This is a genomic window from Halalkalibacter akibai JCM 9157, from assembly GCF_000513135.1.
Taxonomy (GTDB): Bacteria; Bacillota; Bacilli; order Bacillales; family Bacillaceae_D; genus Halalkalibacter; species Halalkalibacter akibai.
Map to the genome: position 1 here is coordinate 25,537 of NZ_BAUV01000035.1, position 20,772 is coordinate 46,308.

The window sequence follows — 20,772 nt, forward strand, 5'->3', positions numbered from 1 at the left end:
TGAAAAAAACTCCCGGACTCTAAAGTCACGGGAGTTTATTAATAATGGAATTCGGTAGGTGTTCTCTACTAATGGATTCAAATTCTGGATAAGAATTACTAGAAAGATAAAAACCGATTATATAATCATCGGTATGATTTCCACCAGATTGATTAAGAAGCTCTTGTAGTTCTGCTGGGTCACTAATCTTGATCACATCTTCTCTTTCATCGAGAGTATCTTCTAATCTATTTTCATAAATGAAATCGTACATGTTTCTATTAGGATCATTTTTTATAATATACGCATGCGATAAATCAGCGGCAGTAACTCGTGCTTGTGAAAGAAGATCTTTCTTGTCTAACCAATCCTCAATCTGGGTGTAAGACTTCTTCCAAGTAAGATGGAGGTATTTATTTTGTTCAAATTCATATTCAATTTGAGACCACCAATAAAGTTCATCAAGCATTTCCTCTGTCGTTTGGTTCGATATATCTGCTTTTAACAACTGATGAAACTCTGCTAATTCTTGTGGGTCTATTATTCGAACTTGTTGACCTGTGCGGTACGAGTTAATCGTAATTCGTTTCAGGCTTGTGATGTCATCTACTTCAAGAATTGGAAATTGATTTTGTTTATACTCTGGTGATTCAACAATTTCTCTGTAATGTTTTTGATAAGCATGCATCGGAATTTGATAATGTCTAACCAATTCTTTACCATTTTTTAAATGATAACGGAATGCAACAGAGTCCGTTTGTGAAGCTGTCTTTTTTAGTTGATTTTTTTCTTTGATAATTTGTTCATGTAAGCTTAGAATGCTTTTAATTGTACCGCTCTGATTGTAGTGGTATTTAGGTTCGATATATTCTTCCATTCTCTCACCGTCATAGTAATGATAAAAGCGATCCTGGTCGAGAATTTGATAGATTGAATCCCCGAAATGAACACCTTGAATCTCTTCTATGTTTGGGATTCTTTTTTCAAATCCAAACGCATCTAGTTGAAAAGAAACTCCTAAAATGGTAACGACTATTAAAAATCCAAGATAACCTTTCCATTTAGCTAAAACTCTCCATGTCTTTTCAAGAATCATGGTAGCAAGGTAATACCCTAGTAAAGCTGCTGTGATGTATCCAAATATAGTCCAACCCATTCCACCTTGTACACTACCAAAATAAAGGCCGCCGACCAACATTGTACAGAAGGTAACACCATATTTAAAAACAGGCCGCAATGCTGCAAAAGCAATAGCTTGTGTGGCTGTTTCGGTCGGTCTCTTTTTGTAAGCCAACAATGCGCATAGATAAAAGGAAGCACTTAATAATAAATAGACAACAATCTCAATTGTAGTTAATGGATTTTGTTCTAGCTGTGATATCCGAATAAAAGGGATGATATTTTCGAATTTCTGATTTATGTAGTAGGTAGCTGAAAATCCAAATAAATAAAATTCCAAGTTAGAGTAGAAAAGCATGGTGATTCCAACTGGGAAGACAAAAAGAATATAAGTAAGCGCAGCTTGTAAGATTGACATGCCTGATAACATACCTACAAAAACTCCAGCTAGAAAAACGAAAACAGCAAAAAGTAACGAAAACATTGTCCAGTTAAACACAGAAGAAAAAGATAAAAGTTCATTATAAGGTAGAAACTGTCCTAAAATTAATAAACTAACTGACGTAATCAATACTGGAGTGATTAAACCAAGTAAACCAAACAAAATGTGTTGATTATACAATTGCTCTCTTTTTATCGGTAAACTATGTGTGAAATCACTTGAAAGCTTTACTTGCATATAACGAAATAAGAAAATAGCAAACAATACAGGAAAGGTAAAAGTCATAAGAACCTGAAATTCTATTGAAACTTCCCAAAGACTTTTAGGTGGTATAAATTGATGATATTCGTTGTCTCTTGTATATGCCATAAGTAGCTGTAAAGGTAGAGAAAAAAGCAGGCAAAGTAAATATCCAAGGCTAATCCATCCAACTTGTCTTACATTTTGAATGAATATACCTCTATTAAACAATGATGTTTTCAATTTCATAACCAACACCTCTCATTTCATAAATGAATATTTCTTCTAGAGTTAAAGGAAGTAAATCAAAAATTGCCGGTTGATGAGCCTGTACTTGAGCAGAAATGTCACTTTCTTTTCCACGTACAATATAAAGAAGTACACTACCGCGTTCTTCTCTATATAAGATTGGGAGATCATCTAAGAAATCAGTAGGTACAGCTTGTTTAAAAGCAACTTGTATCTTATGAATATCTGATTTTAAATCATCTAGATCTTTTTCTATAATGATTTGACCATGATGCATGATTCCCACCTGGTCGCATAGGTCTTCAACTTCTCTTAAATTATGAGAAGAGATCATGATCGTCATTTCACGTTCTGCAACGTCTTGTATAAGAAGGTTTTTAACTTTTTGTCTCATGACGGCATCTAATCCGTCTAGTGGTTCATCCAAGATTAATAGATCAGGCATCGTTGATAATGTTAACCAAAAAGCCACTTGTCGTTGCATTCCTTTTGAAAGACGCTGAATTTTTTTTGTCGGATCAATTTGAAAAACATTTTGAAGCATCTTGAAGCGTGTTTCGTTCCACGAAGGAAACAAAGTTTGATAAAAACGAGCTGTTTGCTGAATGGTCGAGTTAGGATAGAAAAATAGCGAATCAGCAAGGAAAATCATTTTCTCTTTTAGAGCTACGTTTTCATATACCGGCTCTTCATTTATATGGACTTGACCAGAACTTGGATTATATATTCCAGCAAGCATTTTCAAAAGCGTTGTTTTCCCTGCGCCATTTGAACCGAGTAACCCGTAAATAGAGCCTTTTTTTATATGAAGGTTTACGTTAGTTACCGCTTCAAACCCATCAAAGTTTTTTTGAACATTGGTTACACTAATCATTTTGATCAACTCCTTTAGTTGATTGTTCAGCAATTGAAATTAAATTTAGAATTTCTTCTTTATTAATACCGAGGTAAAGTGCTTCCGATAGCAACTTAAGTAATTCTTGTTTCATTTTCATCACCTTCTCGTTATTTGTTGTTACTGCTTGTGGGGCAACGAATTTCCCCTTACCTGGAATGGAATAAATGTAACCTTGATGCTCTAGCTCACGATATGCTTTTTGAATGGTATTGGGATTTACCGTTAATTCTTGAGCTAGTACTCTAACAGAAGGAAGTTGTTGATCTGATTGATATACTTCATGAATGATTAAATCCTTCCACTTTTCCACTAATTGTTCATAAATAGGCACTCTGCTTCTAAGGTCTAGTTGAAACATAGGGACCTCCTTTCAAAAGGGAGATGTAGTAACTGAGCTAACTGTATTATTTAATATAATACGGATAGCTGTATTTTACAACTAATAATTTCAAGGAAGAAGCTAAATCTAATTAAGTCAAGTTTTTAAATGAAGAAAAACAAGTTATACAAAAATGCATAACCGGTTTAAACTTTTTCGCTTTCTATTGATACTTCTTTGCTAATTAAGATCATACCTAAAAAAATATTGACACTAAGAACTGGAGAATATATATTAGGTTATGTGTTTGTAAATGATAATCATTTTCGATTGGTTTTTTTTGTTAGTTCGACCGTGGAGGTGAAAAGATGGTTCGTTTATATACAGATGATTTAAACATTAGTTATGGCGAAAAGTTAATTGTGAAAAATCTTAGCGTGAAAATCCCAGATAAGAAAATTACAACTATTATCGGTTCAAATGGTTGTGGGAAATCAACGCTCCTGAAAGCCATTACTCGAATCATATCGCATCAATCTGGTACGGTGATATTAGATGGAGAAAACATCTCCAAAGAAAGTACGAAAATTTTGGCTAAGAAAATGGCGATCCTTCCACAAACACCTGAAAGTGCAAGTGGGTTGACGGTTGGTGAATTAGTATCGTATGGTCGTTTTCCTTATCAAAAAGGGTTCGGAAGGCTAACGAAAAAAGATTATGAAGTAATTGATTGGGCTCTTGAAGTGACTGGAACGAAGGACTTCAAGTTCCGACCGGTAGACGCTTTATCCGGAGGACAACGGCAAAGAGTCTGGATAGCAATGGCTCTTGCGCAAGAAACAGAAATAATCTTTCTAGACGAACCTACCACTTATTTGGATATGGCCCATCAACTTGAGGTTTTAGAATTATTACAAAAATTAAACAGAGATCAGGACCGGACCATTGTAATGGTTCTTCACGATTTGAATCAGGCTGCGCGATTTGCTGATTACATGATTGCTTTAAAAGCTGGAGAAATTGTAAAAACAGGATCTTGTGAAGAAGTTATGGTTCATGAAGTTTTAAAAGAAGTGTTTCAAATTGATGCTGTAATTGGAAGGGACCCTAGAACGAACAAACCAATGTGCGTAACATATAACTTACTTAGAGGAGAAACAACCAATGAAGAAACTACTATTCCCTATTATGCTAATGTTGGTACTAATTATTAGTGCTTGCGGTAGTAATGCAACAGAAGAAACTACAGAAGAAATAGAAGTGGAGCAAGCAGAAACTGAAATTACAGTTGAAGAAACGAGTTCAGATATGATCATTTATGAATCTGAAAATGGTCCTGTTGAAGTTCCAGCCGACCCAAAACGTGTTATTGTACTTGCTACATTTGCTGGAAATGTTTTAGCTTTGGATACCAATCTTGTAGGAGTTGATCCTTGGTCTAAGATGAATCCACGTTACGTTGGATTAGAAGGTGTCGAAGAAGTAACTGATGAAAATTTAGAGAAAATCATTGAACTCGACCCAGATTTAATCATTGGTTTGTCATATACAAATAACCTTGATAAATTAAGTGAAATTGCTCCTACTGTCACTTTTACTTATGGTGCTCTAGATTACTTAACTCAACATTTAGAAATAGGTAAACTACTAAACAAAGAAGCAGAGGCGCAAGCGTGGATTGATGATTTCAAACAACGTGCACAAGCTGCTGGTGAAGAAATCAAAGCGGAAATTGGAGAAGAGGCAACTGTTTCAGTTATTGAGAATTTTGATAAAGAACTTTATGTATTTGGAGATAACTGGGCACGTGGAACAGAGATCCTTTACCAAGAAATGCAATTAGAAATGCCTGAAAAAGTAAAAGAAATGGCATTAGAGCAAGGCTATCATACTCTATCTTTTGAAGTGCTTCCTGAATTTGCAGGTGATTATGTAATATTTAGTAAAAATGCAGATGGTGATACGTCATTCCAAGAAACGGAAACGTACAAAAATATTCCTGCTGTTCAAAATAATCAAGTCTTCGAAGTCAATGCTAAGGAATTTTACTTTAATGATCCAATTACGTTAGAATTTCAATTGGAGTTTTTTATTGAGCAGTTTCTAGGTAACTAATAGTAAAACAGAAGGGGATGCAGGTGTAATAAATTCTGATCCTAGTACTCACTGAGGGATGCTGATATAATTATTTCAGTAACTTTCTATTCGGTGCTAGTAGGGATGAATTACCTGGACCCCTTTTTCCTATTCTATGAAGAAAAGATGAGAAGCTAATGTTTAAAGAAAATGCCACTACTATTCCATTTATCTATAAACTTATCGCTGGACTATTCCTATTTGTTTGTATGTTTTTTGTAGCAATGGGATTTGGTGCCGCCGATATTGCATTTAGAGACGTTTGGTTAGCGCTCACGTCTACTACAACAAGTGATAAAATTTTGATTATTCGAGAAATCCGTCTGCCACGAGAGGTTGCAGCTATTTTTGTAGGAGTTGCTTTGGCTGTTTCAGGAGCTATTATGCAAGGTATGACGAGAAATCCACTTGCAGACCCTGGCTTATTTGGATTAACAGCCGGGGCTAACGCGGCTCTAGCGATTGCGATTGCTTTTGTACCTACACTAAATTATTTTGGCGTCATGATTGCTTGTTTTATTGGAGCGGCAACAGGAGCAATAATGGTCTTTGGAATAGCTCAATTCGTAAAGGAGGCTTTTCACCGTTTCGAATTGTGTTAGCAGGAGCAGCCGTCTCAGCTTTTTTATATGCAATTGCAGATGGGGTTGCTATTTATTTTAAAATATCAAAAGATGTCTCGATGTGGACAGCAGGTGGATTAATCGGTACTTCTTGGATTCAGCTTCAAGTCATCGTTCCATTTATAATCACTGGTGTATTCGTTGCTCTTTTTTTGTCTAGACAACTGACGATTCTCAGCTTGAATGAAGAGGTTGCTGTTGGACTTGGTCAAAAAACGACACAAATAAAAGTGATTTTATTTATTGTCATTATTTTATTAGCTGGTGCATCGGTTGCATTAGTCGGGAACATGGCTTTTATTGGGTTGATGATTCCTCACATAGTGAGAGCCATTGTCGGGACAGATTATCGTTTTATCATTCCAATGTCGGCAGTGATTGGAGCAACTTTTATGTTGCTTGCCGATACACTTGGGCGAACGATTAATGCTCCTTTTGAAACGCCGGTTGTAGCCATTGTAGCCATAATGGGATTACCGTTCTTCCTGGTTATTGTGCGTAAAGGAGGGAGGGAATTCAAATGATTCATCCACGTATAGTTAGAAGGCAAAGAATGATTCTCTGTCTACTTATCATGTTGATTTTTGTAACGGCGATCATTGGAATGGGGTTAGGTTATTCTTCTTTATCATATGACAGACTGTTTCCTACTTTGTTTGGACAAGGGACTTTCAAAGAGGAATTCGTGTTATTTTCGATTCGTCTTCCGAGAATTTTTATTACATTGTTAGCCGGGATGGCACTTGCGTTATCGGGTGCTATTTTACAAGGGATTACTAGAAATGATCTAGCAGACCCAGGCATTATTGGGATCAACTCAGGTGCAGGTGTTGCAATTGCCGTTTTCTTTTTGTTTTTTCCGATCCCAACGGGTCTTTTTGTTTATTTCCTTCCAATCGTAGCTTTTGTTGGTGCATTATTAACTGCACTCATCATCTATGTTTTGGCGTATAATCGAAATTCAGGTCTACAACCGATTAATTTAGTGCTAATTGGTGTAGGGTTCTCCATGGCACTCTCCGGAGTCATGATAGTTCTTATTTCTTCTGCTGAACGCACAAAAGTGGATTTTATTGCGAAGTGGTTAGCAGGGAATATATGGGGAGCGGACTGGCCGTTTATTTGGGCGATTCTTCCATGGCTTATTATTTTGATACCCTTTACATTGTATAAAGCTAACCGGCTAAATCTTCTAGGTGTGAGTGAACCTGTCGCAATTGGTGTTGGTGTAGCAATTGAAAGAGAAAGAGTGGTCCTTTTATTAACAGCCGTTGCCTTAGCTGCATCAGCAGTCTCTGTAACGGGGGGAATTGCTTTTATCGGTTTAATGGCCCCGCATATGGCAAAGGCATTGGTTGGTCCTAGAAATCAATTGTTTATCCCAGTTGCCATTCTTATTGGTGGTTGGTTGTTATTGTTTGCTGATACCATTGGTCGTAATATCATTGAACCCGAAGGCATCTCGGCGGGTATTATGGTTGCACTGATTGGAGCTCCATACTTTATGTATTTGCTATTAAAGAAATAGAAGCAGTGCCATTATATTCGGTTGAGAAATGAACTGAGTATAATGGTTTTTTGTTTTTGAGAAAACTGATAGACCTAGATATTATAGAAAAATTATTGTAATTGATTATCTTGGTTTTATCTATTACAATAAATAATGAATCGTAATGATTTCGATTTAATGATGAGTTAGAAAGAAAACATAGGAGGGGTTTAAATTGGTTGAGTGGACAATAATTGGAGGCGGCATTCAAGGATGTACGCTTGCAAATTATTTAATTAAAACAAATCGCACAACTATCTCAAACCTAGTCATTATAGATCCAAACCCAGAACCGTTATTTACTTGGAAAAAATGTACTAAAACAATAGAAATGCCTTTTTTAAGATCTCCATCTATCCATCACTTAGATCTTGATCCTTTTTCTCTTGAAAAGTTTGCAAAATCTGAAGAAGGTAATCGACTCACTCAATTTTATGGACGTTATGATCGACCATCTCTTGTTCTCTTTAATAAACACTGTGATGTTCTTTTCAATGAGATTCAATTAGAAAAAAGTTGGAATCAGGGGAGAGTTGAACAGTTAGTAAAGGTAAAACAAAATTGGTTGATTAAGCTTTCAGATGGAAGAGAGTTTGAGAGTAAGAATGTTGTGTTAGCAATGGGAGTCAGCGAGAACCCTAACTGGCCAGAATGGGCAAATCAGTTAGTAAACGAGGGAGCCAATGTACATCACATTTATGATAATGCAGTGAATACAGACAATAATTCAATGGATAACATGGTTATTTTGGGCGGAGGAATAAGTGCCGTACATACTGCTTTAAAGTGGAGTAAAAGACGTCCAGGAAAAGTAAGGTTAGTGACTAGACACCCGTTTCGACTTCATCAATTCGATTCTGATCCAGGATGGCTTGGACCTAAAAAAATGAATTCATTTAGAAAAGTAACTTGCTTAAATAAGAGAAGGCATCTCATTATTAATGCTAGACACAAAGGTTCAATCCCACAAGAACTAAAAGCGAAAGTTTTAAAAGAAGAGAAAGATGGGCGTCTAGAGATTATTGTAGATGAAATTTCTAATGCAACGTATTCAAATGGTGAGATTAATCTAAAACTAAAAAATACTAAAATTGTTACGAATCAGATTTTATTGGCAACAGGATTTAATCCAGCACCGCCAGGTTTTAATTGGTTAACCTCTATTATAAAAAGTGAAGGTTTACTTTGTGCAGCTTGTGGTTATCCAATTGTATCCGAAAAGACTTTAGAATGGAAAGATAAATTATTTGTCATAGGTGCTCTTGCTGAACTAGCTGTTGGACCTGTGTCTCGGAATATTTCTGGTGCTCGTAGAGGGGCAGAAAGAATAGTCCAACTATAACTAGTAGAAAAATGAAGGATGCTTGAGCTTCGAAGCTCAAGCATCCTTCTTGTTTAATCATCTATGCTTCAACAAACTCAGGGATTGAATCAACAAACAGTGTCCAATCGGCATTCATCTCATTCTCTGTTAATAAGCATTCATTAAGAGATTTTTTTATTTGATCATGATCCATATCAATCCCAATTAAGACAAGCTCTGTCATTCGATCACCGTAGATGGGATCCCATTTTGCTAGAAGCTCTGGTTCTTCAAGTAACGTTTGTTGTTTTTCTTCTTCCGAATATGCAGCAACCCATTCCCCAGCTCCTTGGATGGTTACAGTTGAACCGGATTGAGAAATCAAACCTGCTACCTGGTTTCTAGAAGCTAACCATATGAAGCCTTTAGCACGAACAACATCAACTGGCCAATTTTCCATCCATGTCATAAGTCGTTCTGGATGGAAAGGTTTCCTACTACGATAAACAAAAGAAGAAATACCATATTCTTCTGTTTCTGGTGTATGCTCTTCATTTAATTCCTTAATCCAACCAGCAGATTGACTCACTTTTTCAAAGTCAAATTTATCTGTATTTAATATTGAAGATAATTCCACTTTAGAGAATGATGTAGGAATGATATCGGCGTCAGCATTTAATTTTCTCATGAAACCGATTATTTCATTTCTATCAAGTTGTTCTAACATCTCTACTTTATTTAAGACAATTACATCAGCAAATTCAATTTGATCAACAAGAAGGTCGGAAATTTCTCGTGTATCCGAGTCGTCAGTACCTTCTTTACGATCAAGTAGTGTTTCACCTGAAGCATAATCCTCCCAAAAGCGGTTGGCATCAACCACGGTCACCATTGTATCAAGCTTACATTTTTGAGTTAAGTCAATTCCTACTTCCTCATCAATATACGTAAATGTCTGTGCTACTGGAACTGGTTCACTAATACCAGAAGATTCAATGACGATATAATCAATGTTACCAGCATCGACAATACGTTCAACCTCTTGCATAAGATCTTCACGTAGAGTACAGCAAATACAGCCATTTTGAAGCTCAACTAATTTTTCCTCAGTTCTTGAGAAGCCATTATTTTTAACAAGTGTTGCATCAATATTAACTTCGCTCATATCGTTTACGATTACTGCAACTTTCAATCCCTCACGATTCGTTAAAATGTGGTTTAGTAATGTCGTTTTACCTGAACCAAGATAGCCACTTAAAACAGTAACTGGTACTTTTTTCATTCGTTTTTCCTCCCACAAAACAATTATAAAACCTCCAAAAGGGGAATTAAATTGTGCTTTCTATAGTTTTTAAAAAGTAATTATTACGATTTGTACCTTAGATAAATAATTAGTTGAAACTTGTAAATAGAACATATATATGCATTACCAACTAGATTTTTTTACACCTGGAACCTGTCCCTTATGCGCTAACTCTCTAAAAGCAATCCTTGAAAGTTTAAATTTACGTAAAACACCTCGTGGTCTGCCTGTCAGTTCGCATCTTCTAGTTAATCTACCCGGAGCTGAATCCCTTGGGAGCTTACTTAGTGCTACATAGTCACCCTTTGCTTTTAGTTCTCTTCTTCTTTCTGCATAACGTGCAACAAGTTCTTGTCTTTTCTTTTCCTTTACAACTTTTGATTTTTTAGCCATTTGTTGACCACCTCGCTATCATGATAATCGAAATCATTACGTTTTATATCTTAATGGATTTCAACACTGAAGTAAAGTTTCTGTCGAAAACAATTCGTAATAATTACGATTTTCTTGTTGACGATTGTTTGTGAATTTAAGTATAGTATTAAAGTGTAAATAATAATCATTACGATATAGTGAGTTGGAAAAATAAAATCTATTATTCTTGTCTACATATGCAGAGTAAAGATTTACTTATGGAAATGGGGGTAGGGGAACCACAATTTTTGGACTGAGGTCAGTTAGAAAAAGACTCTATTAACGTGTTAGGATTTTCTATAAAAAATTAGAACGGGGTTGAATTTAAGTTGATTAAGAAATTTATTACTCTTTATATGGTCACAGCCGTACTTTTGTTTATTACTGGCTGTGATAACAATAGTGAAACTACTACTTCCAATGCAGGTGAAGAAATTTCAAATAGTTCTGAAACTGAGAATAAGTCTTTAACATTGTTATTTAGTTTTGCCTCCAAAACGATTGATCCTCATCAAGACTGGATGGGTGTTCGTGCAGGTATTGCAGAGACTCTAGTGAAGATTGATGAAAATTTACAAATTCAGCCATGGTTAGCAGAGTCATGGGAGCAAATGAATGAAAAAACTTGGACGTTTAAGATTAGAGATGGAGTAACGTTTCACGATGGCACACCTGTTGATGGAGAAGCAGTAAAAGCTTCATTTGAGCGTGTACTTGAAGTGAACGATGCGATTGCATCTAATTTAAAAATTGAATCTATTGAAGCAAACGGACAAGACATTACTTTTGTTACAACAGATGAATATCCTGCATTCCTTTCCGAACTAGTTCACACGAATACTTCTGTTATTAAGACTGATGTAGAAAATATTAGTGAACAACCAATCGCAACGGGTCCATTTCAAGTTGTTGACTTTACAGCAGAAGCAGAGATCAATTTAGCAAGATACGAAGAATACTGGGACGGGGCTGCTAACTTAGAGGAAGTCACGATTAAGTTTAACTCAGATGGTAACGTCAGAGCACTTGCCCTTCAATCAGGAGAAGCTGACATTGCTTATCATTTACCTCCTGAGACGCTAGCCCCAGTAGAAAGCAGTGAAAACCTTCGTGTTGAATCAGTGTCAAGTTTACGTGTTCATTTTATTCTCTATAATGCGGCTAACCCTGCATTACAAGATGTGAAAGTTCGAAAAGCTCTAGATTTACTTGTTAATCGCCCTGTCGCAGTCAGTGAAATCATGAATGGACACGCTACTGCAGCTAATGGACCGTACAATCCTGATTTTGCATTTGCTAGTGAAGAAGAACCAGTGAGTTACAATTCAGAACAAGCAGCGAATTTATTAAAAGAAGCAGGTTACGAGAAGAACGCTGACGGAAAGCTTGAAAAAGCAGGAGAAGTCCTTGAGCTAACATTGGCAACGTATCAAGGTAGACCAGAACTTCCATTAATGGCACAATACTTCCAAGCTGAAGCTGCAAGTCTAGGTATTGGTGTAAACATTGTAACTGTTGAGAACATTGATACTTATTTATGGGAGCAGCAAGAAGAGTGGGATTTAGCGACTTATTCAGTTTTAACTGCTCCAAGAGGAGATGGAGGTTACTTCCTTAATGTTGCCTATCTACCAGATGGTTCATTGAACCCAGGTCAAATTAATATCCCAGAACTTAATGAAGTAACAGAAAAGTTAAATGTGACTGCTGATCGTACAGAACGGATCGAGTTACAAAAGCAAGCTGTAAAAATAATTCAAAAAGAGGTGCCACAGTCATTTATTTTACATCCACATATTATTGTTGGTGTGAATGAGCGTGTGAAAAATTGGAGTCCAGGGTCTGAAGAGTACTACTTAATCACTCACACAATGGACGTAGAATAATAGAAATAGGGGTTATCTCAAATGGTCTGTGTTTTTTGACCTTGAGATAACCCCGAACTAATTTAACGGTGGTTATGATTTGTAGGGATGGAGTTTCACATACGTATTGTTTTGATGTTAGGTAGAGATGCAAGATGTTCATTCAGACTGCTGTACTACATTAAAGAGAAATTATATTTCAAATATTCCTTGTGAAAAGCGACTATTTAATAGAAGAGATTAGGAGGTGGGTGACATTAGAAAAGTTCTTGCCATAATTGGTTCCAGAATGATTCAATTAGTTATCATGGTTCTGCTTTTATCGTTTGTGACTTTCTTATTAATGAAGGTCACACCAGGTGACCCTATTAGAGCGATCTTAAAAGTAGATGATGTAATTTCAACAACTGTGGAAGAAGAAAGAGTAAGAAAGGAATATGGCTTTGATCAACCGATTTTGCAGCAATATAGTCAGTGGATTTGGAATGTAGTACAACTTGATCTAGGTGAGTCAATCATCGCAAAAAGACCTGTGCAGGATATGATTATGACCAGGTTGCCGGCAACGATCGCTTTATCCGCTGGAGGTTTGTTGGTTCTCTTTTTGATTTCTGTTCCACTTGGAATTGTAGGAGCTGTTTATGAAAATAAATGGCCAGACTACCTTAGTAGATGGATTGCCTTAGTGGGTGCTTCTATTCCCAGCTTTTGGCTCGGTTTGTTATTAATCTACTTTTTTTCATTGAAGCTGAATTTATTACCGGTCATGGGGAAAGGAAGTTTGGCTCATTTTATTTTACCATCCGTCACCCTAGGAGTAGCGATGGCACCGATGTACATTAGACTTTTACGAGAAAGACTCATATCTACGTTACAGAGTTCTTACATTGAAGCTGCAAAGGCAAGAGGCTTAGGGATGAACGAGTTCTAATTTTTCACGCCTTAAGGGGTAGTCTTATTCCAATGGTTACGATGTTTGGTTTAAGTGTGGGGAGTCTTCTTGGTGGGATAACCGTTATTGAAATTCTCTTTTCTTGGCCAGGAATGGGAGAATTAATTGTTCAAGCAGTGATGCAGAGAGATTATCCTGTTATTCAAGGTTATATTTTAATTGTAGGTTGTTTAGTCGTCGTAACCAATTTAATTGTAGATCTACTGTATTTAGTTGTTAATCCTCAAATTAATCAAGGAAAGGAAAGTGTGTAATGGAGTTGGCATATTTTAAAAATTCAAGGAAGCTCCATAATCCGAGCATGATACTAGGGATATTCCTCTTTATATTTCTGGCGGGTGTAATGCTTTTAGGGGGAGCACTTGTTACAGATCCTTTTCAGATTGATATGGGAAACAGGTTACAAGGTTCTTCGCTCAATCATTGGCTTGGTACGGATCAATTAGGTAGAGATGTTTTTTCAAGAATTGTTTACGGGGCTAAATTAACGATTGGCTTAGGTGTGTTTTCAATCGTAATGGCGATCTTGATTGGAATTCCGATTGGACTTTTTTCAGGTTATATCGGTGGGAAATTGGATGCTTTTTTTATGAGAATCATTGATGGAATCTTAACTTTTCCTGATTTTATTTTAGCTATTGCCATTGCGGGAATATTGGGGCCTAGCCTAACGAATATCATCATAGCAATTGTATTAGTACGTTGGATTGTGTATGCACGTGTCGTGCGTGGGTTAGTTCTTGCAGAAAAAGAGAAGGAGTACGTTTTAGTGTCAAAGGTATCTTTTTCAAGTTCTTTTAGAACAATTCGTATGCATTTATTACCACACGTGATGCCAGACATTATTGTAATGGCGGCAATTGATATGGGTAAGGTGATTTTATTAATATCAGCTTTATCTTATATTGGACTTGGTGCTCAACCTCCTATACCTGAATGGGGAGCGATGTTAAATGAAGGTAGAGGCTATTTTCAAGTAATCCCTACTCTAATGTTATACCCTGGTCTTGCAATTTTGCTAACTGTGCTTTGTTGTAACTTGATAGGAGATGGATTAAAAAGTTACTTTGATATACGAAAAGGGAGCGACTACATGTGATGGAACCTTTATTATCAATAAATAATTTACATGTTACTAGTAATTGCGATACTAAAACATATTTGAATAAAGTAAATTTAGAAATAAAAAAAGGTGAAATGGTTGGATTAATTGGTGAAAGTGGCAGTGGGAAGAGCATGTCAGCTAGAGCTTTATTAGGTCTCGTACCTCATTCTATGAAGGTGCGTGGAGAGATTTCTTTTCAATCACAAGATCTTTTAACGATAAATGCTAAACAACATCGACGGCTTTTAGGTAAAGAGATAGGAATGATTTTTCAAGATTATCGTGGCAGTTTTACTCCGTTTATTAAAGTTGGCAAACAAATAGTTGAGACGATTTGTACGCACTTCTCAATTAGTAAGAAGGAAGCGAAGAATTTGGCTTTAAAAGTACTGCTGGAGATGGGATTAGACTCAGAACGTATTTACCGCAGTTACCCCTTTCAATTAAGTGGGGGACAGGTGCAACGGTCAGCGATTGCGATGACGCTAGCTTTGAAACCAGACCTTCTAATATGTGATGAAGTGACGACTGCATTAGATGTAATGAACGGTGAAAAAGTGTTAAATTACATTGATCAAGTTCGTAAAGAAACGGGATGTGCAGTTCTGATGATCACTCATGATTTGGCTCTTGCTTACAAGCGAACGGATCGTATGTATGTGATGCATGAGGGTGAGATCGTGGAAGAGGGATTGCCTGAGCAGATTCGATGTCATCATAAGCATCCCTATACAAAAAAATTATGTTCTTGCTTGCTCTCTCTTCCCGGAGAAAACAACTTAGATCTAAATGGAAGAGTGGTCCTATGAGTTTAGAAGTAGTTGGTCTATCGAAAAATTATGAGAAAAATACTCAGGTTCTAAATAATATATCTTTTCAAGTAAAAGAAGGAGATTGTTTAGGAATTGTAGGAGAAAGCGGGAGTGGAAAAAGCACCCTTGCTAGAGTCCTTTTAGGATTGGAGAGCTATAAAGACGGTTCTATTATGCTTAATGGTCAACCAATCCCTCCCCAAAAACGTTCCTTACTTCGTCAGTATCGCAAAAATGTACAAATGATCTTTCAAGATGCAAACAGTTCATTAAACCCCAAGTTACCAATTTGGAAAAGCTTACTAGAACCACTAGATAATTTCAAAGAAGTTAAGCCATCTTTCTTAGCTCATTCAAATCTAACACGAAAACAAATAGCAGAAAATCTACTTGAAATGGTCGGTTTAGGCAAAGAAATGGTTGATCGTTTTCCGGGGGAACTGAGCGGGGGACAAAAGCAACGAGTAGGAATTGCAAGAGCTATCAGTATTGAACCAACGCTTCTTATTTGTGATGAACCAACAGCAAGTTTAGACGTTACGGTTCAAATACAAATTTTAGAATTACTGAGCGAACTGCAGAGAAAAACAAATATGACGATTTTATTTATATCCCATGATATAAGAGCAGTTACTTATCTATGTAGAAAAATGATTGTTTTGAAAGAAGGCTCTATTGTGGATCAATTTATGTTGGAAGAGCTTTATGATCAAGATCGTCATTCTTATACAAAAGCTCTAATTAAAGCAGCATCAATTGATTAAAAAAATTGTTTTACTTTTTTGGTTAGTGAGTAAGAAAAGGAGAAACAGATGAAAGCAGCAACTGCGTATGAATTAGAACAAGTCCCCCAAGTAACTCAGAAACAGTATTTAGTTTTGGCCATTCCACTTGTTATTTCCGGCATTTCGACTCCTATTTTAGGAGCAGTTGATACAGCAGTAGTAGGCCGAATACCTGATCCAGCGCTAATTGGGGGAGTGGCAATTGGCGCTGTCATTTTCAATACGATGTATTGGCTTTTAGGTTTTCTTCGTGTTAGCACGAGCGGTTTTACTGCCCAAGCACAAGGAGCAGGAAATCAACAAGAGATGATCTTATCCTTTATTAGACCAATGATTATCGCTGTCATCTTTGGTTTGTTGTTTGTTTTAATTCAAAAACCAGTGTTGGAATTGGCTTTGTTTTTAATAGGTAGTAGTGAAGCAGTATCTTCATTTGCTTCAACTTACTTCTTCATTCGTATTTGGGGTGCGCCTTTTATCTTATTGAGTTATGTGTTGATTGGATGGCTAGTAGGGATGGGGCACGTAAAATTATCATTAGCGCTTCAAATTTTTATGAATTTATTAAATATCATATTAAGTATTATACTTGTGTTACATATGGGAATGGGGATAGAAGGAGTTGCTTTTGCGACACTTATATCTGAAGTTACTGCCGTTCTATTTGGTGCGTGTATCGTCTTTCGCTTAAAAGGTTATAATCTATTCCGTATTGATTTTAAATCGATTATGAACACTAAGAGTTTGCTGAAAATGTTAAAGGTTAATAGAGATTTATTTCTCCGAACGGTCTGCTTACTTACAATGACAGGGATTTTTACGGCAAAAGGGGCTAGTATGGGAGAAGTGACGTTAGCAGCTAATGCTATACTACTGCAAATTCAATATCTGGTTGCTTATTTATTTGGTGGATTTGCGAATGCATCCGGTATACTTGTTGGAAGAGCAATAGGTGGAAGGAACTATTCCGTTTATAAAAGGTCATTTTCTTTATCGGCTGAGTGGGGCTTTTTTACAGCAATTATGCTCTCTATCTGTATCCTTTTATTTGGAGACTTCATTATCGCTTTATTTACAACGATAGTTGATGTGCAAGAAGTAACAAAGGAATATTTACTTTGGATGGTTCTTTTCCCCTTTGTTGGATTTTGGGGATTACAATTAGAAGGGATTTTTTCAGGTGCTACAGAGGCTAAGTCGATTAGAGATTCCATTATTCTAGCATTACTTGTATTTCTGATTGCTTTATGGATTATGCTTCCGAGTTACAATAACCATGGATTATGGTTTGCTTTTATAGTGTTTAGTTTATCTAGGTCGCTTTTCTTATCTATGTTTATACCTAAATTAACTAAAGCAAATTTTCCTTAAAAACATTAGTGGTTAAAACAATGTTCATATATAAGAATAGCTAACTCGTATTGGATTTGAAATCCGATACGAGTTTTTCTTTTCTTGATACGATTTAAATATAGGTAGCATCTCTTTCAACAATAATCGACTTTATTAGTATACGTATTAATGAATTATGGAAAAGATATGTTTAAAAGGTTTAGCTTAGAAAGGGTTAGAAACATGAGTTATGAAGAATATTGGAAAAAAATACAGCAGACAACTGATGAATTAACTTCTTTAGTGGAAACCTATTGGCAGAATTACTCTAATATGGGAACCTGGCAATTTTGGTTTGTACTCTCCGTTTTAATATTACCGTTGGTTCTTTTATATTTTACAGTGGACCGTAAAAGAATCTTTGAAGTTTTTTTCTTTGGTTATACAGTACATGTGCTCTGGACTTATGTTAGCATTCCACTAGAACGATATGGATACTTCATCCACACATATTTCTTCACTCCCATACTTCCCTTTGCATTAAATATGGCATCATCGGCACTTCCAGTTGGTTTTTTACTGCTTTATCAATATTGTACAAAAGCTAATAAAAATTTTTATTTATATATGCTGTTATTAAGTGCATTTTTTGCTTTTGGATTTGGGACGCTTGAAGAGGTTCTTGGTTTGATTGAGTTCGGCAAAGGAATGAATCAGCTTCATTTGTTTATCATTGACATTGTTATTGCGTTAATAGCTTATTGGTTTACAAAGCTATTATTAAAGGTGAAAAATAAATCTCTAAGTTAAAGTTTGAGTAATCTCAAGCTTTTTTTTAGTACAGCTCCTAATGACATTTTTCTCTTATAAATAAAGAAATTCGAGGTCTGAAGAGAATGGACAGCTCATTGAATACATCCAACACAATTAGGTGAAAATGTTAAGAATAAAAATCACAGACACTTAGGGGACAGGAGGACTTAAATGAGTACCAGTGCAATGAATAATAAAAAAAACACTAATCAAAATTTCTACTCATCTCGCAATCTATGGTCAGGTATTTTGTTTGGTTTAGGTTTGATTGCTTTTATTGATGAGATGATCTTTCATCAGCTATTACATTGGCACCATTTTTATGATAAATCTACAACTGAGTTTGGATTAATATCCGATGGTTTATTCCATGCGTTTAGTTGGTTTGCAACAATTGCAGGTTTATTTTTATATGCTGATCTTCGCCGTCGAAATGCCTTATGGAAAACCAAATGGTGGGGCGGAGTTTTTCTTGGAGCGGGTGTATTTCAATTATATGACGGAATTATTCAGCATAAACTGATGCGCATTCATCAAATAAGATATGTGGAAAACGTTCTGGTGTACGATGTTATTTGGAATATTGGGGCGATCGCGATGATTATAGTGGGAATAATTTTGATAAAGCGTACTAATCAAAAAGTACAACGAAAAGAGGTAGTGCCGAGTGGGCATGCATGAGCATCGTCATCATGGAGTTGAGAGTGCTATAGGGATCTTCCCACAACTAGTCTTAGCACTACCTTTTTTGATTACATTATTCTTGTATATTTTTGCAGTGTTTGTCTCAAATCGAAAATATAAAAACTGGCCGATTTATCGGACAGTGTACTGGGCACTAGGGGTGTTATTAGCTATAATCTCTGTCAGTGGACCATTAGCAGAACGAGCTCATGGTGACTTTGTGATACATATGCTAGGTCATTTATTTCTAGGAATGCTTGCTCCACTTTTTATGGCTTTGGCTGCCCCAATGACACTATTTCTACGCTCCCTAGAAGTTCAGAGTGCAAGAAAAATCACGAAAATTCTTCAAAAAGGGTTATTTCGAGTTTTGACTGACCCAATAGTTGCTTCTTTATTGAATGTCGGCGGTTTATGGGTTCTTTACACAACTAATTTGTACACATTAATGCATGAGAGTATGACTCTGCATGTATTGATTCATTTTCACGTATTTTTAGCTGGTTATGTTTTTACTATATCTATCATATATATTGATCCCATTCCACATCGTACCAGTTACCTTTATCGGTCGATCGTGTTACTTGTTGCACTGGCAGCGCACGGAATTTTGTCTAAGTATATTTATGCTAACCCGCCAATGGGAGTTTCTCAATTACAGGCTGAACAAGGAGGGAAGCTGATGTACTACGGGGGAGATGCTATTGATATTGTATTAATTTTTATTTTATGTTTACAGTGGTATAAATCTAGCCGACCCAAAATTGCTACAAAGTCAGGTGCTTATTCAATTTAGTTCTAAGAAAACAATCCAGTAGTATCGGTGATACTACTGGATTGTTTTTTAATTTAGAACAAAATAATTTCCTGAGGAATAATGTCGGAAGGTGTACAATTCTCTTCATAATCGTTCTCGGAATAACTAGTTAGTTATAAAATTATTATTTTTTAAAATTTTAGTAGGTAATCGAAGTAATTTATAGAAGTATTAATTTGTGATGCACTATTAAATGGATTTTCTCAAATGATTTAACATTCATTTTTATAGGATAGCTAGAGGTTTTGTTAAAGTTGTATAATATTTGTTCTTATGAATAGAGTTATTACAAATGAAATAGCTTAAAAAAGCTGCAATGATTTTTATAATTGATAAATAAAAAATAGGAGTGAGAAAATGCTTAAAGGTTTATTTTTGTTAGACGACTTTTCGTTGATTTATGAAAGCGTTTACCGTGAATTGAAGAGTTATGTTGATGTATACTCAAAACCTCGAACAAAAGAGGAAATAAGGGAGAATCCTTCACTTTTAAATGAAGCAGATGTCATTTTTTCTGGTTGGGGTTGCCCGGTAATGGACGAAGCATTTTTAATGGAAGCCCCAAATCTAAAGATAGTTTTTTATGGTGCGGGTTCAGTTAAGTACTTGGTAACGGATGCCTTTTGGGAACGGGGGATTAAAATTACAAGCGCTTATGCTGCAAATGCCCAACCTGTTGTTGAATATACAGTTTCCCAAATTTTATTCTCTCTTAAAAGAGGGTGGTATTATGTGATGAAATCAAAGAGCAATTCTAGTTTTCCAGTTAAGGATTGGATGCCTGGAGGTTTTCGTTCTACTATTGGAATTGTCTCTCTCGGAATGATTGGAAAGAAAGTTTGCAACATGTTAAAACACTTTGATGTTAATGTGATTGCTTATGACCCATATGTATCTCAAGACGAAGCGGAAAAGCTAGGAGTTCAACTATGTTCACTAGAGAAAGTGTTCTCTTTATCAGATGTTGTTACACTGCACACCCCTTGGTTAAAAGAGACAGAGGGTTTAATAAACGGAGATTTAATTCAGAAGA

Annotated in this window: 18 protein-coding genes and 2 pseudogenes; 15 read left to right on the top strand and 5 right to left on the bottom strand. The window is 36.0% G+C overall.

The window, feature by feature from the left end; genetic code table 11:
• Positions 1-25: 25 nt before the first annotated feature.
• From JCM9157_RS16575 to JCM9157_RS16585, 3 genes are read right to left on the bottom strand one after another with little or no spacing between them, the layout of a single operon-like run.
• Positions 26-2,029 (bottom strand): DUF6449 domain-containing protein, encoded by a 2,004-nt coding sequence (locus JCM9157_RS16575; protein WP_052013209.1) that lies wholly within the window; start codon positions 2,027-2,029, stop codon positions 26-28.
• Positions 2,004-2,903 (bottom strand): ABC transporter ATP-binding protein, encoded by a 900-nt coding sequence (locus JCM9157_RS16580; protein ID WP_035666492.1) that lies wholly within the window; start codon positions 2,901-2,903, stop codon positions 2,004-2,006. The genes JCM9157_RS16575 and JCM9157_RS16580 overlap by 26 nt, the downstream gene beginning before the upstream one ends.
• Complete coding sequence (locus tag JCM9157_RS16585; RefSeq protein ID WP_035666495.1) at positions 2,896-3,285, bottom strand: GntR family transcriptional regulator; 390 nt, start codon at positions 3,283-3,285, stop codon at positions 2,896-2,898. Before JCM9157_RS16585 ends, JCM9157_RS16580 begins: the two co-directional genes overlap by 8 nt.
• A gap of 329 nt (positions 3,286-3,614) precedes the next feature.
• On the opposite strand from JCM9157_RS16585, the gene JCM9157_RS16590 reads away from it, so the two are divergent.
• The 5 genes and pseudogenes from JCM9157_RS16590 (at position 3,615) to JCM9157_RS16610 (ending at position 8,896) form a co-directional block, all read left to right on the top strand.
• Positions 3,615-4,460 carry an ABC transporter ATP-binding protein gene (locus JCM9157_RS16590; RefSeq protein WP_035666498.1) on the top strand — a complete coding sequence of 282 codons (846 nt, stop codon included), beginning with the start codon at positions 3,615-3,617 and terminating at the stop codon, positions 4,458-4,460.
• Positions 4,411-5,361, top strand: a complete 951-nt coding sequence (locus JCM9157_RS16595; protein ID WP_035666500.1) for an iron-hydroxamate ABC transporter substrate-binding protein — start codon at positions 4,411-4,413, stop codon at positions 5,359-5,361. The genes JCM9157_RS16590 and JCM9157_RS16595 overlap by 50 nt, the downstream gene beginning before the upstream one ends.
• 158 nt (positions 5,362-5,519) lie before the next feature.
• A pseudogene (locus JCM9157_RS16600) lies at positions 5,520-6,529 on the top strand (FecCD family ABC transporter permease).
• Positions 6,526-7,533 (top strand): FecCD family ABC transporter permease, encoded by a 1,008-nt coding sequence (locus JCM9157_RS16605; protein WP_035666502.1) that lies wholly within the window; start codon positions 6,526-6,528, stop codon positions 7,531-7,533. The pseudogene JCM9157_RS16600 and the gene JCM9157_RS16605 overlap by 4 nt, the downstream one beginning before the upstream one ends.
• Positions 7,534-7,729: 196 nt before the next feature.
• Entirely contained in the window at positions 7,730-8,896 is a 1,167-nt protein-coding gene (locus JCM9157_RS16610) for an FAD-dependent oxidoreductase (RefSeq protein ID WP_035666504.1), read from the top strand.
• Between the two features lie 61 nt (positions 8,897-8,957).
• Here JCM9157_RS16610 and JCM9157_RS16615 read toward each other — a convergent pair whose 3' ends face one another.
• Positions 8,958-10,139, bottom strand: coding sequence for a GTP-binding protein (locus JCM9157_RS16615; RefSeq protein WP_035666505.1), 1,182 nt, complete (start codon positions 10,137-10,139; stop codon positions 8,958-8,960).
• A gap of 144 nt (positions 10,140-10,283) precedes the next feature.
• Positions 10,284-10,553: a 30S ribosomal protein S14 gene (gene rpsN / locus JCM9157_RS16620; RefSeq protein WP_035666506.1), complete on the bottom strand. Its 270-nt coding sequence runs from the start codon at positions 10,551-10,553 to the stop codon at positions 10,284-10,286.
• Between the two features lie 350 nt (positions 10,554-10,903).
• Between rpsN and nikA the strand changes: the two genes are divergently transcribed.
• The 10 genes and pseudogenes from nikA to JCM9157_RS16670 form a co-directional block, all read left to right on the top strand.
• Positions 10,904-12,460 (top strand): nickel ABC transporter substrate-binding protein, encoded by a 1,557-nt coding sequence (gene nikA / locus JCM9157_RS16625; RefSeq protein ID WP_035666507.1) that lies wholly within the window; start codon positions 10,904-10,906, stop codon positions 12,458-12,460.
• A 286-nt stretch (positions 12,461-12,746) separates the two neighbouring features.
• Positions 12,747-13,645: pseudogene (nikB, locus tag JCM9157_RS16630) on the top strand (nickel ABC transporter permease).
• Between the two features lie 89 nt (positions 13,646-13,734).
• Positions 13,735-14,490 carry a nickel transporter permease gene (nikC, locus tag JCM9157_RS16635; RefSeq protein ID WP_235715040.1) on the top strand — a complete coding sequence of 252 codons (756 nt, stop codon included), beginning with the start codon at positions 13,735-13,737 and terminating at the stop codon, positions 14,488-14,490.
• Complete coding sequence (locus tag JCM9157_RS16640) at positions 14,490-15,305, top strand: ABC transporter ATP-binding protein (protein WP_035666509.1); 816 nt, start codon at positions 14,490-14,492, stop codon at positions 15,303-15,305. Before nikC ends, JCM9157_RS16640 begins: the two co-directional genes overlap by 1 nt.
• A complete protein-coding gene (locus tag JCM9157_RS16645; RefSeq protein WP_035666510.1) occupies positions 15,302-16,072 on the top strand; it encodes an ABC transporter ATP-binding protein in 771 nt (256 codons plus the stop codon). The genes JCM9157_RS16640 and JCM9157_RS16645 overlap by 4 nt, the downstream gene beginning before the upstream one ends.
• Before the next feature lie 48 nt (positions 16,073-16,120).
• The gene (locus tag JCM9157_RS16650) at positions 16,121-17,464 is read left to right on the top strand and encodes an MATE family efflux transporter (RefSeq protein WP_052013211.1); all 1,344 of its coding nucleotides are present in this window, start codon (positions 16,121-16,123) and stop codon (positions 17,462-17,464) included.
• A 204-nt stretch (positions 17,465-17,668) separates the two neighbouring features.
• Positions 17,669-18,235 carry a hypothetical protein gene (locus JCM9157_RS16655; protein ID WP_035666511.1) on the top strand — a complete coding sequence of 189 codons (567 nt, stop codon included), beginning with the start codon at positions 17,669-17,671 and terminating at the stop codon, positions 18,233-18,235.
• 174 nt (positions 18,236-18,409) lie between these two features.
• Entirely contained in the window at positions 18,410-18,919 is a 510-nt protein-coding gene (locus JCM9157_RS16660) for a DUF2243 domain-containing protein (protein ID WP_052013212.1), read from the top strand.
• Complete coding sequence (locus JCM9157_RS16665) at positions 18,912-19,718, top strand: cytochrome c oxidase assembly protein (protein WP_035666521.1); 807 nt, start codon at positions 18,912-18,914, stop codon at positions 19,716-19,718. Before JCM9157_RS16660 ends, JCM9157_RS16665 begins: the two co-directional genes overlap by 8 nt.
• 378 nt (positions 19,719-20,096) lie before the next feature.
• Positions 20,097-20,772 (top strand): NAD(P)-dependent oxidoreductase (locus JCM9157_RS16670; RefSeq protein ID WP_035666512.1); only part of this gene is annotated, 676 nt, incomplete at its 3' end.